Source organism: Pasteurella testudinis DSM 23072, from assembly GCF_900176075.1.
In the GTDB taxonomy this organism is placed as follows: Bacteria; Pseudomonadota; Gammaproteobacteria; order Enterobacterales; family Pasteurellaceae; genus Chelonobacter; species Chelonobacter testudinis.
In genome coordinates, this window is sequence record NZ_FWWV01000001.1 from 189,386 (window position 1) to 203,832 (window position 14,447).

Consider the following 14,447-nt stretch of genomic DNA (forward strand, 5'->3'; position numbering starts at 1 on the left):
GTTATAAGCGCATCGGCATAATCACATATTCCGCACTGGCTTCGTTGCAGTCTTCGATTAAACAGCTGGAGTTGGAATCGCTGAAACGGAACCGCACTTTTTCGCATTTCAGTGCGTTGAGTACGTCCAACAGATAACTGACATTGAAGCTGATCTCCATTTCATCGTTATCATATTGAATATCAATCACTTCTTCGGCGACATCTTTTTCCGCATTGCTGGAGGTAATGCCCATTTGATTTAAACTTAATGCCAAACGCACGCCGTGAATGCGGTCGCTGGAGAGAATCGCCGCACGGGAGAACGCCTGTTTTAACGTCGCCCAATCGGCTTCGATAATGTGATCGGCGTTGCGCGGCAACACGCGGCGGTAATCCGGAAAACGGCCATCGATCAGTTTGGAAGTAAAGACCGTATGCTCGAATTGCACCCGAATATTGCTGGTGCCGATTTGAATCCGCACCGGCTGGCTCGGTTCGTTTAATAAACGGTTGAGCTCCAACACGCCTTTGCGCGGCATAATCACCGAATGATTCGGCAGCGCTTGTTCGAGGGCGATGGTGCAAACCGCCAAGCGGTGGCCGTCGGTGGCGATGGTGCGTAGCAAATTGCCTTCGGTTTCGAACTTCATACCGTTTAAGAAATAGCGTGCGTCTTGGTTTGCCATTGAGAACTGGGTGGCATCAATCAAGCGGCTCAAGGTTTCTTGCGCAACGGTGAAATCCACTTCCGCTTGCCAGTCGGTCAGTGACGGATATTCGTTGGCAGGCAGGGTAGAGAGCGTGAAACGGCTGCGGCCGCTGCTGACAATCGCGCGGTCTTCTTCAAAGATCACCTTGATTTCGGCATCGTCGTTAAAACTGCGGCAAATATCCAAAAACTTCTTGCCCGGAATGGTGCAAAAGCCGTCTTGATCCGCACTTTTCAGTTGCGATTGGGTGGAAAGCTCCGCTTCCAAATCGGTACCGGTCAAAATCAAACGCTGATTGTCCACTTGCAGTAATAAATTATGCAACACGGCTGTCGGCGGACGGGAATTCAGCACGCCGCAAACTTGTTGTAACGGTTTGAGCAGGTTTTCCCGAGTGATAGAAAATTGCATTGTCACCCTCTTTTATGCTGATAATGTTCGTATTAAATTGGAAAAATCTTCTTGGATATTATTGTCTTTTTCACGCAAATCCGCAATCGTGCGGCAGGCGTGCAACACGGTGGTGTGATCGCGGTCACCGAATGCTTTGCCGATTTCCGGCAAACTGCGGTTGGTCAGCTCTTTTGCCAGTGCCATCGCCAGTTGGCGCGGGCGAGTGACCGAACGGGAGCGGCTTTTTGATTTTAAATCGGAAACTTTGATTTTGTAATATTCAGCAACCACTTTTTGGATATTTTCAATCGTGACCAGTTTGTCTTGCAGCGCCAACATATCTTTCAGTGCTTCGCGCACCAAATCAATGGTGACGTGTTCGCCTTTGAAATCCGCCCATGCCCGTACCCGATTGAGCGCACCCTCCAGTTCGCGCACGTTGGTGCGCAGTTTTTGTCCGATAAAAAAGGCAACGTCTTCCGGTAGTGCGGTTCCGCTTTCTTCCGCTTTTTTCATTAAAATGGCGACACGGGTTTCCAGATCCGGCGGCTCGATGGCAATACTCAAACCCCAGCCGAAGCGGGATTTCAGGCGATCCTCGATTTTGTCGATCTCTTTAGGGTAGCGATCCGAGGTCAGGATAATCTGGTGATTGCTTTCGAATAACGCATTGAAGGTATGGAAAAACTCCTCTTGCGTCCCTTCTTTGTTGGCAAAAAACTGAATGTCATCGATTAGCAATGCGTCCAGATTGCGGTAAAATTTTTTGAAGCTGTCGATTTTGTCGTTACGCAGCGCTTTTACCATCTCCTGCACAAAGCGCTCCGAGTGCATATATACCACTTTGGCGTCCGGATTATTGGCTAAAATGCCGTTGCCGATGGCATGCAGCAAGTGGGTTTTCCCCAAGCCGGTGCTGCCGTATAAATACAGCGGATTGGAATCGGAGCTGCCCGGATTATCCGCCACTTTTTGCGCCACCGCGCGTGCCATCTGGTTGGATTTACCCTCAACAAAATTGTCGAAAGTGTGCTTGGGATTTAAATTGCTGCGAAAGGGTTTGCCGTCGGCTTGCGCGTCGTTTTTTGACGTGTTGTTTGCTGCCTGCGGTTTGGCTTCCGGTTTGATCCCGTCGATAACTTTGACGCTGAAACTGTCGTTTTTAGACAAAAAGCGGGTGGTTTCTTTAATTTGAACCAGATATTTTTCTTCAACCCATTTTTTGACAAAGCTGTTTTGGGCATACAGCATGAGCGTATCGTTACTGATTTCGGCCTGCAACGGTCTCAACCAGGTGCTGAAATCTGTGGTAGAAACTTTATCTTGTAAATGCGAAAGACAATCTTGCCAGAGAGAGGACACGCTTGTTACTCCATTATTATTCTTTATATGATGATGTGAAAACGGGATAAGCGCTAATGATACAATAAAGTGCGGTTAAGATCCCGAATCGATCTCTAAAAAACAAAAAAAAACTGCTTGCTTTTTCAGGGTTCTACTCTTTCTCGAAATTGCTGTCGGCAGGGGCGTGCGGCGGTCTTGCGTCAGCGCGGATTATTTTTGCACGATTTGGTTGCCGAGGCGCGCTTTGGCTCAAAATACGCACCCGAAAATCGCTTTGTACGCTATTGCCGTTGGCGTCCACAATCACCAAGCGATAACTGCCGTTGCCGTTGAGGGATAATAAAGTGCGGTTCGGATAGCCCTGTTCGATCAGATTGTCGTTTAAAAACCATAAATAGGGCGCGCTGCCGCCGCTGATTTGCAGGGTGAGATCGCGCGCCTGCGGCAGTTCGAGCACGCTGTTATGCAGTGGGGTAACAATCGCCAACGGCAAGGTTGCGGCGGAAACCGCACGTTGTGCCTGATTTTGCTGCGCTGCCGAATTGACCCGTTGCAAATGTGCCGGCAAGCGACCGCTGCGGATTGCCAGCGGATAGCTTGGTGCGAGATAGCGGTGCGGCGGATTCGGTAACAAGCCCAACACTTTGCGCAATAACGGAATCAGATCTTCGGCGCTGGCACGCTGATTGGCAAATTTGCCGTCCGCCCGACCGCCCCACAATACCAGACTGTACTGTTCGGTGTAGGCAAATAACCATTGATCGCGCCACCCGTACGCCGTACCGGTTTTAAAGGCGACCGGCGCTTTGCCCCAGAACAGCCGTCCGTTTTGATCTTGGCTTTGCTGCAAAATTTCTGTTATTTGCCAGCAGCTTAATGATGACGCTAATGCAGAGCGGGTGTTTGGGTCATAACCACAATTCGCCAAAGTGCGGTACAGCTTGAGCAACTGCGCGCCTTTGATGCCGACACCACCCAAGGCGACGGATAAATTCGGTTGCGCATTGGCAGGGAAGTAGAGCTGCAAACCTTGCTGCTGCAAATGGTGACTGAAGCGAAATGGATTGATAGCGCGTAATAGCCGCACCGCCGGCACATTGCGTGAGCGCACCAGTGCATTTGCCAGCGTCATTTCGCCTTGGTAGTAGCCGTCGTAATTGTTCGGGCGGTATAGATCATCGAGAATCGGCGTGTCTTGGATCAGGGTAGTGGGCTGATAATTTAACCAGTCAAATGCGAACAGAGTGACAAAGGGTTTCAGTGCCGAGCCGGGCGAACGCACCGCTTGCAGCATATCGATTTGCCCCGAACGGGCTTGCGCAAAGAAATCCGCCGAACCGACATAGGCAAGGTATTCGCCGCTTTGGTTATCCATAATTGCCGCCGCCAGATTGCTGTTTGCGTGGCGCTGTTTAAGGCTGTCGTTGAGCAGTTTTTCCAGTGCGATTTGCAGCGGTTTGTGCAGCGAGGTTTGGATAACGCAGGGTGGCTTGTCGGCCTGTTCGGCTTTTATTTGATTATTTTTTACTTGAGCATTTTTTACTTGGTCACTTTTTACTTGGTCACTTTTTACTTGGTCACTTTTTACTTGATCACTTTTTACTTGATCACTTTTTACTTGATCACTAAAGTGCGGTGCAATCAATGGAAACGCAGTCGGGCGAATGCTCACCGCCTGCGCAACCGCACTTTGATACTGCTGCGGTGTAATTAATCCGGCGCTGAAGGCACGGTTTAGCACCTGATCGCGTGCTTGTTTCGCCCGTTGTGGATAGCGCAGCGGATGATAGGCGGTGGGCGATTGCGGCAGTGCCACCAGCCACGCGGCTTCCGCCAACGACAATTTATCCGCCGGTTTGTTGAAATAGTGATAGGCGGCGCTGGTGATTCCTTCCAAATTGCCGCCCATCGGCGCAAGTTGCATATACATCTGCAAAATCTGTGTTTTGCTGAAGCGGCGTTCCAATTGCCACGCCCGAAACAGTTCGCCGAGCTTGCCTGTCCAACTGCGTGAATGCGGCATTAACAAACGGGCGGTTTGCATGCTCAGGGTTGAAGCGCCGGATACAATGCGTCCGTGACGGAGGTTTTGCCCGATGGCACGGATAATCGCCGGATAATCAATACCGTTATGTTGATAAAAACGCCGATCTTCAAAGTTGATCAGCAGTTTGAGATAGTCGTCCGGCAGTTGGTCGGCTTGCAGCGGCAAGCGCCAGGTTTGATCGGGAGAAAGATAGGCTCGCAGCCATTCGCCGTTGCGATCGGTGATCAAGAGCGAACGGTGTTGGTAACGCTGCAAATCTGGCGGAAAACATCGATCCAACAGGTGCGGCACGGCAAAAAACAGCAGACCGGCGAGCAAGACAGCGCCGAGCCAACAGCGGCGATGGCGGACAATGGAATTTTGCTTTTTGCTTGCGGCTGCCATGTTGTTGGTTTATTTCAATCCGTTGAGAGTGTTATCGGGGACGGTGCTGAAATCCGTCCCCGTTCGAGAGTTATTTTATTTCAACCGTGCTCACCGGCAAGACGGCGCGATATTGCGGTTGATACATATTTTCCAACGTGGTCGCCGGTGCCGTCCATAAGCCCCGTTTGGCGGCACGCACCACCAGACGGTGAGTCACTTGGCTTTGAGTTTTGGCAAAAGTGAAGGCGAGCAGATGCCGATCGTCGCGGTTTTCGCTGAAATCGACAAACAACATGGAATCGTCATTTTGCGCAACTGGCGGTGTCATATTTTCTTGCACGCTGAAGCCGGCAGGCAGGGCATAAACCAACATCATCTCGGCATCGGTCTGCGGCGCAGAGGCGGTTTTGCTCAATTTGAATTCGATCGTCAGCAATTGATTCAGTTGCAGCGCGCTCGGATCAAGCGGTTTGCCCTGTAGATCACGCAATGCGGTTTCAATCCGATAGCCGTTTTCCAGCCGTTCCGCCGTAGCCGGCGTGATCCACTGGTTCAAACTGATAAATGCCGGCGTCGAACCGAGATTGCGCACGCTGAGCGCCGTGCTATCCTGCGGCTGAATGTTGGCGGAGCCGTCGATACGCCGCTGTTCGCCGTTGACTTCCAGTTCAATCACACCGTTGCTTTGCGGCAATAGCGTAGCCAGTTTTGCCAGCCAGTGGGCGGATTGGGTGTCGAAATAGCGGCGGGCTTGCAGCTCGTTTAACAACGTGCCCCAGACGGTGTTGATGGCGCTGTCAATCTGTTGCGGCAGTTGGTTTTCGCTGATATGCAGTTTGGCAATTTGATTTTTCAATTCATACAGCAGCACCATTGAGCTGGCGTAATCACGCAATTCGGCGCCGTAGTTGGCATAACCGAAGCTGACCGCTTGCGGTGCCTGAGCAATCAGGCGCATTTGTTCCGCCACTTTGCCGACTTCGCCCTGTAACAATAGCGCATTCAGCACAAACAGCCGTGCCGGATAGATGTCGCCGCTTTTCGCCACCACCGGCAAGGCTTTTAACAGTGCGCCTTGCGTTTGCTGGCCGGCTTTTGCCAACACATATAATGCGTAGGCATAGCCGGTGGTGTCGGCGGTGGCAGGTTGCAAGCCGTTATAATTCGCATGGACGACGGTTTGGTAGAGATAGCCCAAAGTGCGGTTTAGCATGTGGTTTTGGTTGAACGCAGGGGTATGCAATTGGTTGTCGAGCAGGAAATCGCCGACAAATGCACTCAGCCATAACGTTGATTGCTCATCGCCCCACAACGAAAATCCGCCGTCGCTCGCCTGTTGGTTGGCTAGGCGCAAGAGCGCGTTGTTGAGGTTGTTTTGCCGTTGCGCCGGATCGGCATATTTGGCACTCGGCAGGCCGTAGCCCGGAATCAATTGATCCAACAGCAGGTTGTTCCACGCGGCGCTGGTGGTTTGTTCGACGCAGCCGTAAGGATAGCTGTTCAAATAATCCAACACCGCTTGCGGATCGAACGGCGCACGGTTAGACACCTGCAAATGGTTTGTCAGCGACGAGCCGTTTGGCAAATTCAGCGCCGGAGATTGCCAGGTTGCGCCGGATTCCAGTTGGGTCAAGGTCAGGCGGTTAAACGGTAGCGCCGGCTTGCGAATGTCGGCAAAACGTTGTTGTTTATCGCTAATATCGCCGTCGATGTGCAGATTGAACTCGGCTTTTCCGCTGTTTTCCACGCTGAAAGTGCGGTTCAGGATGATTTCTTGCTGCGCTTGCAGTTTAATCATCTGCTGTGCCTTGTTATCGTGGAATGTCACCGCCGGATTGGCGCTCAGCGCTACGTTTAATTGCAACGGCTGATCGGTGGTGTTGTGTAACCGCACTTGCATTTCACTATGGTCGCCGACGGATAAAAACAGCGGTGTGTTGAATTGGCTCACCAGCGGCTGTTTGACAATCATGGTTTTTTCCACGCTACCGATTTGTTGCGGATTCCACGCCACCGCCATAATCCGCACTTTGCCGTTAAACTGCGGCAATTCCAGCTCTGCCTGCGCTTTGCCTTGTTGGTCAAATGGAATCGGCTGCGACCAATAGGTCAGCAAATCAATATCCAAATCCGGCAGTGCGGCAGTACCGATTTCAGCGCTGTCATCGCCGTCCGCACCGCTACGGATCGCCGCCTGACGGGCTTTGATCTGTTTAATCACGCCGCCCCAGACATCAAACATGTCGAGATCGATCTGCTTTTTGCCCCAAAAGGCTTGCTGCGGATTGCTGAAGCTGGCTTTGGCGAGCTGATATAACCCTTCGTCCACCACCGCCACTTGCGCCCAAGTGTCCGGCGTGGCGTTATCCAGTTGTAACGGCAGGCTGATTTTTTGGTTCGGCAAGGTTTGTTGCGGACTGTCGAGTTGTAAATTCAGAGTTACGTTGCCTAAATCGCTGCCCAACCAGTGCAGCCCGACCGCACGCAGATTTTGATTTTCGCTCGGCGCTTGGTTCCAGCCGTTTGCCAACAGCCATACGCCTTGTGCCCATTGCGGCTGCCATTTGAAATCCAGTTCGGCTTCGCCGTTTTTGAAATTCAGCTGATAATTCGCCACAATTTCACGGGTGGCTAATTTCACGCTGGCAGGGCCGTCAAACGGCGCACGCAACCGCACTTTTACCGTTTCTCCGGCTTGATAGCGCATTTTGTCGCTGCTGATAGAAAGGGTATCCGGCGCATTGTTGATGTTCGGCCGCACGCCGTTGCCGTATTCAATCGGCAAGGACGCGGTGCTGAGCGGGTCGTCCCCTTGCACTTCGAGCAGCCAGCTGCCGTCGTTAATCGGTAATTCGAATGCTGTAATTTGACCGCTGTCGGCGGTTACGCTGCCTTGATCGCTTAACTGGCGCGTTTCGTTGACTTGGTAATCCCAGCCGTTATTGTTGCTATACCAGTACCAATTATAGTGCACCCGATACAACTTCCAGCGGAGTTTTCCGCTGAGTTGTTCGCCCTGATCGTTGATAAGTGCGGTCTGCGCCGTTTTATCTTTGGTTTTTAACACCACATAAGGCGCTTGGCGTTGAATCGCCGCCGTCAGTGAAGAGCGCACTTCTTGTCCGCTCGGTTCAATGACCGCACTTTGTAATTGCAATACTAGCGGTTTGCTGCTGCGCGGCAGGTTATTCAACGGCAAGGTAAATCGGGTGATGCCCTGTTGATCGGTGGCGGGCAGCGAATCCTGTTGCGACAGCGATTTGACGTTTTCGTCAAACACGCCGATTTGCCAGTCTTTCCATTTTGCCAATGAATCTGTTTCATAGGCAGGTTGAACCGTCCACTTCACATAACCGGACTGATTGACCGCCGGTGCACCGTATAGCCAATCGGCTTTGATTTGGAAAAGTGCGGTTTCGCCCTGCTGTAAAACGGGATTCAGCGCTTCGGTTTTCACTTCGATTTGCTGCGGCAGAATCGAGGCGAGGTTGATTTGCCGTTCGGCGATAAAACCTTTGCCGTCTTTAGCAAGCGATAATTGCAGTTTCCAACTGCCCAAACGTGCGATCGCAGGGAAGTAATGGCTAAAATAGTATGCGCCGTTGGCGTGCGGTTTCAGTTCATTGACGGAGAAGGTTTTGCCGTCGGGGCGAATCAGGGTTGCCCAAATTGAGGCGGAGGAAAAAGCGTTGCCGTCGGGTGTTTTCAATAAAAACATGGCGTTGGCGCTATCGTTCGGACGATAAACACCGCGATCAAACCAGATCCAACTTTGCATTAACGGATTTTCCAGTTCACCAGACAAACCTTTGTCGGACAGATCGATGGTGTTGCCGAGCAAATCCAAATATCCCATGCGGTTATCGTCCAGTGTGATCAGATGGCTAGGGGTAGCGCCTTTTTCACCGGCAATGGCGGCTTGTGCAAAAAAGGCGAGCCCGTTGCGATCGGTTTTGGCGCTTGCCAGAATATCGTTGTCTTTGGCATAAAGGGAAACGGTTTGTGCGGAAATTGGTTTTTTGCTCTCTAAATCGCGCACTTCGACCCATAAGCCGTGTGCGGTTTTGTAGGCGGTGAAACCGCTGTTGCTTAAGGTGAAGGTTTGAATGGTTTGTTCGCCGTTGCCATACTCATCGTTGTTGTCCTTATTGTTGGCGCGCAGCAGGTAAACGCCGGATTTGGCGTTGTCGGTCAAATCGTCAAAGAAAATATTGCTGACCGCGGTTTGGTTGGTTTGTGCGCCTTCAATTTGAAAATGCCCTTCGAACAGGAGTCGAGCGTTGTTATTTAAATCGCTGTCCAAACGCCACCCGGCACCGCTGTCGTTGAGCAGCGAACGCACGTCATAACCGGCAAGATTGCTGACGGGAATTTGCCAAAGTTGTAAGTCGACATGATTGATATTAGCGGATTCCAGTGTCAGATTGCGTTCGCGATACGCATTTAATACGTTGCCCTTGTTGGCAAAGCGCAGCATCGGCGAACGGTCGCCGGTGGCAATCTGTAAGGTGAGCGGCCGCCCCTGTTCGGTCGGATTGGTTAAGCCGAGCCGATATTCGTTTTGTAACTTCGGATTGAGTTCGATTGTATAGTCGTGCCGCCATTCGCCTTGAAAGCAGAGGCGTTTGCCTCGATATTGCCACTGAATGTTTTTATGCTCGGCAACGTTGACGTACTGTTGCCAATTTTGCAGCGGTTCGGGATTGACCACTTGGGAAAAATTCAAACAAACCAAAGGATTGTCCATATTGCGTTGCACATTGGTACTATTTAGTTTAAAGCCGTAATGATTCACAAAACGCTGCCAATACTGATCGGCTTGCGGATCGCGGCTTTGCTGCGAAATATAGCGCTGAAACGCCGGAAAAGCGAATTCGGTATTGCGCGGGTTATAGTCGATAATCGTGCTGTAGAGCTTATATTGCTGCTCGACGGAAGGAAAATATTGGTTGTATAAATAGAGGTAAGGCACGAATTCGTCGCCGTAAAGGTTTTGTTCGGCGATTTTATATAGCTGCGATACCAACGGTTTTTTGTGTTGCAGATTGTGTAAACTCGGCGCCTGTTTCGGGTCGAGTGCGCTGTCGCTTTCCGCTGCGGCGCGCAATGCCTGCTGCTGGCTCAGACTGAGGGTTTTATACAGCGACGATTGCGGATTGTCGTTCAGAAACAGATCGAGTTGTTTCACCAATTGCTCGGCGGATTGTTGCAGCGCGGCATGATTCCAATCGGCGGCGAAGGCTTGGGAAAGAAACAGCGGCAATGCCGACAGGAGGGCGATAATTGTTTTTTTCATATCGAGTACTCACGTTAAGTGCGGAATGGTCGGTTAAAAACAGCTTTCACTGATTTTTTGCACGGTTAAGCGGTGCTTTTCACGATTAATAACAATCTAATGCTTGCCAGTATCGGCTATTTAATCGGCATAAACAAGCGGTTTGTGCAAGTAAGCTAGCATTCTGTTTAAGCCGTTTTCACACGCCGCTTTCGCTCGGACTATTTTTCTCAATGGCGCTAAAGTGCGGTTTCAAATGGCGTGTCGGCAAAATAATTAAGCGTTTTTGTGAATCGGAATTGACTTGCGGACGATTTGTGATTAAAATTCCGTTCCTTATTTTTGGGTAATCGTGGTAAAGGCTTTTTTGCGGAGCGCTTGCTTGCGGAAGATAACGATGCCTGAATTATCCTTGAGAAACCTTTAGTTAAATAATAAGTAGAGATTAGTTATGAAACGTACATTTCAACCATCAGTATTAAAGCGTAGCCGTACTCACGGTTTCCGCGCCCGTATGGCGACCAAAAACGGCCGTCAGGTTTTGGCACGTCGTCGTGCGAAAGGTCGTAAGCGCCTGTCAGCCTAATTGACGTTGCCTAACCGACCGCACTTAGTGTGATTAAGCACAAGTTTCCTCGGGAGTTGCGTCTGTTGACTCCCGAACAATTCAAATTCGTTTTCCAGCAGCCTGTTCGGGCAAGCCGCCCTGAAATCACAATTCTGGCAAGAGCCAACCAACTGAATTTTCCCCGTTTAGGGTTAACCGTTGCCAAAAAATATTTGAAACGCGCCCATGAACGCAATCGTATCAAGCGCCTGTGTCGTGAATATTTCCGCTTACACCAACATGAATTGCCTGCGATGGATTTTGTGATTGTGGCAAGAAAAGGAATCGGCGCATTGGATAACCGCACTTTGAGTGAAATTTTGGATAAACTATGCAACCGTCATCGTCGTTTGGCGCAAAAATCCTGATTTTTTTGATTAAAACCTATCGTCTTACCATTAGCCCGCTGTTGGGCCCCCGCTGCCGTTTTAATCCGACCTGTTCACAATATGGGCTGGAAGCCATTCAAACGCACGGCGCAGTAAAAGGTGGTTGGCTTACGGTGAAACGTGTATTAAAATGTCACCCTTTAAGTGCGGGTGGTGACGATCCCGTGCCGCCGCCACATTGTGGTGGAAAAGACGGCGGCGAGAAAAGCCACAAACATTCGACATCTAACCAATACAGAGAAAAATAATGAATTCAAAACGCAGTTTATTAGTTATCGCTTTACTGTTTATTTCGTTTTTGGTGTACCAGCAATGGCAAATCGACTATGTTTTGCCGAAACCGGTCGCGGCAGAAACCACAACAGTGAATAACGGCAGTGATACGCCATCGGCTTCGACTTCCGGCACTGCCGCTGTCGACACACAAACAACGGGGCGGGTGATTACCGTTGAAAGTGATGTGTTAAGCCTGAAAATCGACACGTTGGGCGGTGATGTGGTTGATTCCGATTTATTAAAATATGATGCGGAACTGAATTCAAATACGCCGTTTTCGTTAATGCAAAACGACAATAATCTGGTTTATATCGCACAAAGCGGTTTAATCGGTAAAAACGGTATCGACACTCCGGCAGGGCGTGCGCAATATCAAATCAGCGGTGACAACTTCAAACTGGCGGACGGTCAGGATCAGATTCGGATCCCGTTGACCTTGGAAAAAGACGGCGTGCAGGTGATCAAGACCTTTACCTTGACTCGCGGCAGCTATGCGGTTGAGGTGGATTATCAAATTACCAACCAAAGCGGACAGGCGATTGAACTGCAGCCTTATGCGCAAATCAAACACACATTAGTTGATCACTCTACTAATTTGGCCATGCCGACCTACACCGGCGGTGCGTATTCTTCTTCCGAAACCAACTACAAAAAATACAGTTTTGAAGATATGCAGAAAGCTAATTTGGCGATTGCGACCAAACAGGGCTGGGTTGCGTTATTACAGCACTATTTTGTGACGGCGTGGATTCCGGATCAACATAGCGATAACCAGCTGTACACCAGCACCAATAAAGATTTTGCCTTTATCGGTTTCCGTGCACCGACCGAAGTGATTGCCGACGGTGCCAGCCAAACCATCAGCAGTAAATTGTGGACCGGTCCGAAATTGCAAAACCAAATGGAAGCCGCCGCGCCGAATCTGGATTTGACCGTCGATTACGGTTGGGCATGGTTTATCGCCAAACCGCTGTTTAAATTGTTGCAATTTATCCAAAGCATCGTGTCTAACTGGGGCTTGGCGATTATCGGCGTGACCATCGTGGTGAAAGCGATTCTGTATCCGCTGACCAAAGCCCAATACACCTCGATGGCAAAAATGCGGATGCTACAACCGCGTATGCAAGAGCTACGCGAACGTTTCGGTGACGACAGACAACGCATGAGCCAAGAGATGATGAAAATGTATAAAGAGGAAAAAGTGAACCCGTTGGGCGGTTGTTTGCCAATCCTGCTGCAAATGCCGATTTTCATCGCCTTATACTGGACCTTTATGGAAGCGGTCGAACTGCGCCACGCGCCGTTCTTCGGTTGGATCCAAGACTTATCGGCACAAGATCCGTACTACATTCTGCCGTTGTTAATGGGCGGCTCGATGTTCTTGCTGCAAAAAATGTCGCCGACACCGGTTGCCGATCCGACCCAGCAAAAAATCATGATGTTTATGCCGGTGATCTTTACCGTGTTCTTCCTGTGGTTCCCGGCGGGTCTGGTATTGTACTGGTTGGTGTCCAACGTAATCACGATTATCCAACAACAGTTAATCTATCGTGGTTTGGAGAAAAAAGGGCTGCATTCGCGCGGTAAGAAGTAATCACGAATTAACATTCGAATAAGGTTAAATTAAGGCATCCTAACAGGATGCCTTTTGCTATACTGCTGTAGATAAAAGTGCGGTTAAACAGAGGAATGATGATGACCAAAGAAACCATTGTTGCGCAAGCCACGGCACCCGGTCGCGGTGGAATCGGGATTTTACGCGTATCGGGTCCAAGTGCTGTTGCGGTTGCCGAAGCGGTGTTGGGCAAATGCCCGAAGCCGAGGGTGGCGGACTATCTGCCGTTTAAAGACAGTGACGGTACGGTGTTGGATCAGGGTATTGCGTTGTATTTTAAAGCGCCGAATTCATTTACCGGCGAAGATGTGCTGGAACTGCAAGGGCACGGCGGACAAGTGGTTTTGGATCTCTTGCTGAAACGCATTTTGCAGCTGGACGGCATTCGTATCGCACGCCCGGGCGAGTTTTCCGAACAGGCGTTTTTAAACGATAAACTGGATTTGGCGCAGGCGGAAGCGATTGCCGATTTGATCGATGCCAGCTCGGAACAGGCGGCACGTTCGGCGTTGAAATCGCTGCAAGGAGAGTTTTCCAATAAAATCAATCAATTGGTTGATGCGGTGATTTATCTGCGTACTTATGTTGAGGCCTCCATTGATTTTCCCGATGAAGAGATTGATTTTCTGGCGGACGGGATTATCGAAAAGCGGTTGAATGAGATCATTCAACAATTAAGCGGCGTACAAGCGGAAGCGAAGCAAGGCTCGTTGTTGCGCGAAGGTATGAAAGTGGTGATCGCCGGTCGCCCGAATGCCGGCAAATCCAGTTTGCTGAATGCCCTTGCCGGACGCGAGGCGGCGATTGTGACCGATATTGCCGGCACAACCCGTGATGTGTTGCGTGAACATATCCATATCGATGGCATGCCACTGCACATTATCGACACCGCCGGTTTGCGTGAAGCGACCGATGAAGTGGAACGGATCGGGATTGATCGCGCTTGGACGGAGATCGAACAGGCGGATCATGTGCTGCTGATGATCGACAGCACCACCACGCAGGAGCTGAATCCGCATAAAATCTGGGTGGAATTTATCGAGCGCTTGCCGACATCCATGCCGATCACGGTGATCCGCAATAAAGCGGATTTGAGCGGTGAAGCGGAAGGGATTGAGCAGCACGACGGTTACACCATTATCCGCTTGTCAGCCAAAACCAAGTGCGGTATTGATTTATTGCGTGAGCACCTGAAACAGTCGATGGGCTACCAAAGCGTGACCGAAGGCGGTTTTCTGGCTCGCCGCCGCCATTTGGACGCATTGGATACGGCTGGCGAACACTTACAACGCGGTCATATTCAACTCACTCAATTCCACGCCGGCGAACTGCTGGCGGAAGAGTTGCGCATGGTGCAAGATGCTCTGAGTGAAATCACCGGACAATTCACCTCCGATGACTTGTTAAGCAATATTTTCAGCTCGTTTTGTATCGGCAAGTAGTT

Annotated in this window: 9 protein-coding genes; 5 read left to right on the forward strand and 4 right to left on the reverse strand. The window is 50.5% G+C overall.

The window, feature by feature from the left end:
• Position 1 precedes the first annotated feature (1 nt).
• From dnaN to B8880_RS00830, 4 genes are all read right to left on the reverse strand, one after another.
• Positions 2-1,102, reverse strand: coding sequence for a DNA polymerase III subunit beta (gene dnaN, locus B8880_RS00815; RefSeq protein WP_084255365.1), 1,101 nt, complete (start codon positions 1,100-1,102; stop codon positions 2-4).
• 12 nt (positions 1,103-1,114) lie between these two features.
• Positions 1,115-2,446, reverse strand: coding sequence for a chromosomal replication initiator protein DnaA (gene dnaA, locus B8880_RS00820; RefSeq protein ID WP_218563593.1), 1,332 nt, complete (start codon positions 2,444-2,446; stop codon positions 1,115-1,117).
• A gap of 133 nt (positions 2,447-2,579) precedes the next feature.
• The gene (locus B8880_RS00825) at positions 2,580-4,859 is read right to left on the reverse strand and encodes a transglycosylase domain-containing protein (RefSeq protein ID WP_084255368.1); all 2,280 of its coding nucleotides are present in this window, start codon (positions 4,857-4,859) and stop codon (positions 2,580-2,582) included.
• A gap of 70 nt (positions 4,860-4,929) precedes the next feature.
• Positions 4,930-10,137, reverse strand: a complete 5,208-nt coding sequence (locus B8880_RS00830; RefSeq protein WP_084255370.1) for an alpha-2-macroglobulin family protein — start codon at positions 10,135-10,137, stop codon at positions 4,930-4,932.
• A gap of 430 nt (positions 10,138-10,567) precedes the next feature.
• Here B8880_RS00830 and rpmH point away from each other — a divergent pair, with 430 nt between their 5' ends.
• From rpmH to mnmE, 5 genes are all read left to right on the forward strand, one after another.
• Positions 10,568-10,702 carry a 50S ribosomal protein L34 gene (gene rpmH / locus B8880_RS00835; protein WP_084255372.1) on the forward strand — a complete coding sequence of 45 codons (135 nt, stop codon included), beginning with the start codon at positions 10,568-10,570 and terminating at the stop codon, positions 10,700-10,702.
• Positions 10,703-10,731: 29 nt separating this feature from the next.
• Positions 10,732-11,091, forward strand: coding sequence for a ribonuclease P protein component (rnpA, locus tag B8880_RS00840; RefSeq protein ID WP_084255374.1), 360 nt, complete (start codon positions 10,732-10,734; stop codon positions 11,089-11,091).
• Positions 11,055-11,360: a membrane protein insertion efficiency factor YidD gene (gene yidD, locus B8880_RS00845; protein WP_084255376.1), complete on the forward strand. Its 306-nt coding sequence runs from the start codon at positions 11,055-11,057 to the stop codon at positions 11,358-11,360. The genes rnpA and yidD overlap by 37 nt, the downstream gene beginning before the upstream one ends.
• Positions 11,360-12,982, forward strand: coding sequence for a membrane protein insertase YidC (gene yidC, locus B8880_RS00850; protein WP_084255378.1), 1,623 nt, complete (start codon positions 11,360-11,362; stop codon positions 12,980-12,982). The genes yidD and yidC overlap by 1 nt, the downstream gene beginning before the upstream one ends.
• 98 nt (positions 12,983-13,080) lie before the next feature.
• Entirely contained in the window at positions 13,081-14,445 is a 1,365-nt protein-coding gene (gene mnmE / locus B8880_RS00855) for a tRNA uridine-5-carboxymethylaminomethyl(34) synthesis GTPase MnmE (protein ID WP_084255380.1), read from the forward strand.
• Positions 14,446-14,447: the final 2 nt, after the last annotated feature.

What these genes read in the sequence shown, in the direction of transcription:
- dnaN (WP_084255365.1), bottom strand. Translation starts at nt 1,102, where the DNA reads ATGCAATTTTCTATCACTCGGGAAAACCTGCTCAAACCGTTACAACAA.
- B8880_RS00825 (WP_084255368.1), bottom strand. Translation starts at nt 4,859, where the DNA reads ATGGCAGCCGCAAGCAAAAAGCAAAATTCCATTGTCCGCCATCGCCGC.
- B8880_RS00830 (WP_084255370.1), bottom strand. Translation starts at nt 10,137, where the DNA reads ATGAAAAAAACAATTATCGCCCTCCTGTCGGCATTGCCGCTGTTTCTT.
- rpmH (WP_084255372.1), top strand. Translation starts at nt 10,568, where the DNA reads ATGAAACGTACATTTCAACCATCAGTATTAAAGCGTAGCCGTACTCAC.
- yidD (WP_084255376.1), top strand. Translation starts at nt 11,055, where the DNA reads ATGCAACCGTCATCGTCGTTTGGCGCAAAAATCCTGATTTTTTTGATT.
- yidC (WP_084255378.1), top strand. Translation starts at nt 11,360, where the DNA reads ATGAATTCAAAACGCAGTTTATTAGTTATCGCTTTACTGTTTATTTCG.
- mnmE (WP_084255380.1), top strand. Translation starts at nt 13,081, where the DNA reads ATGATGACCAAAGAAACCATTGTTGCGCAAGCCACGGCACCCGGTCGC.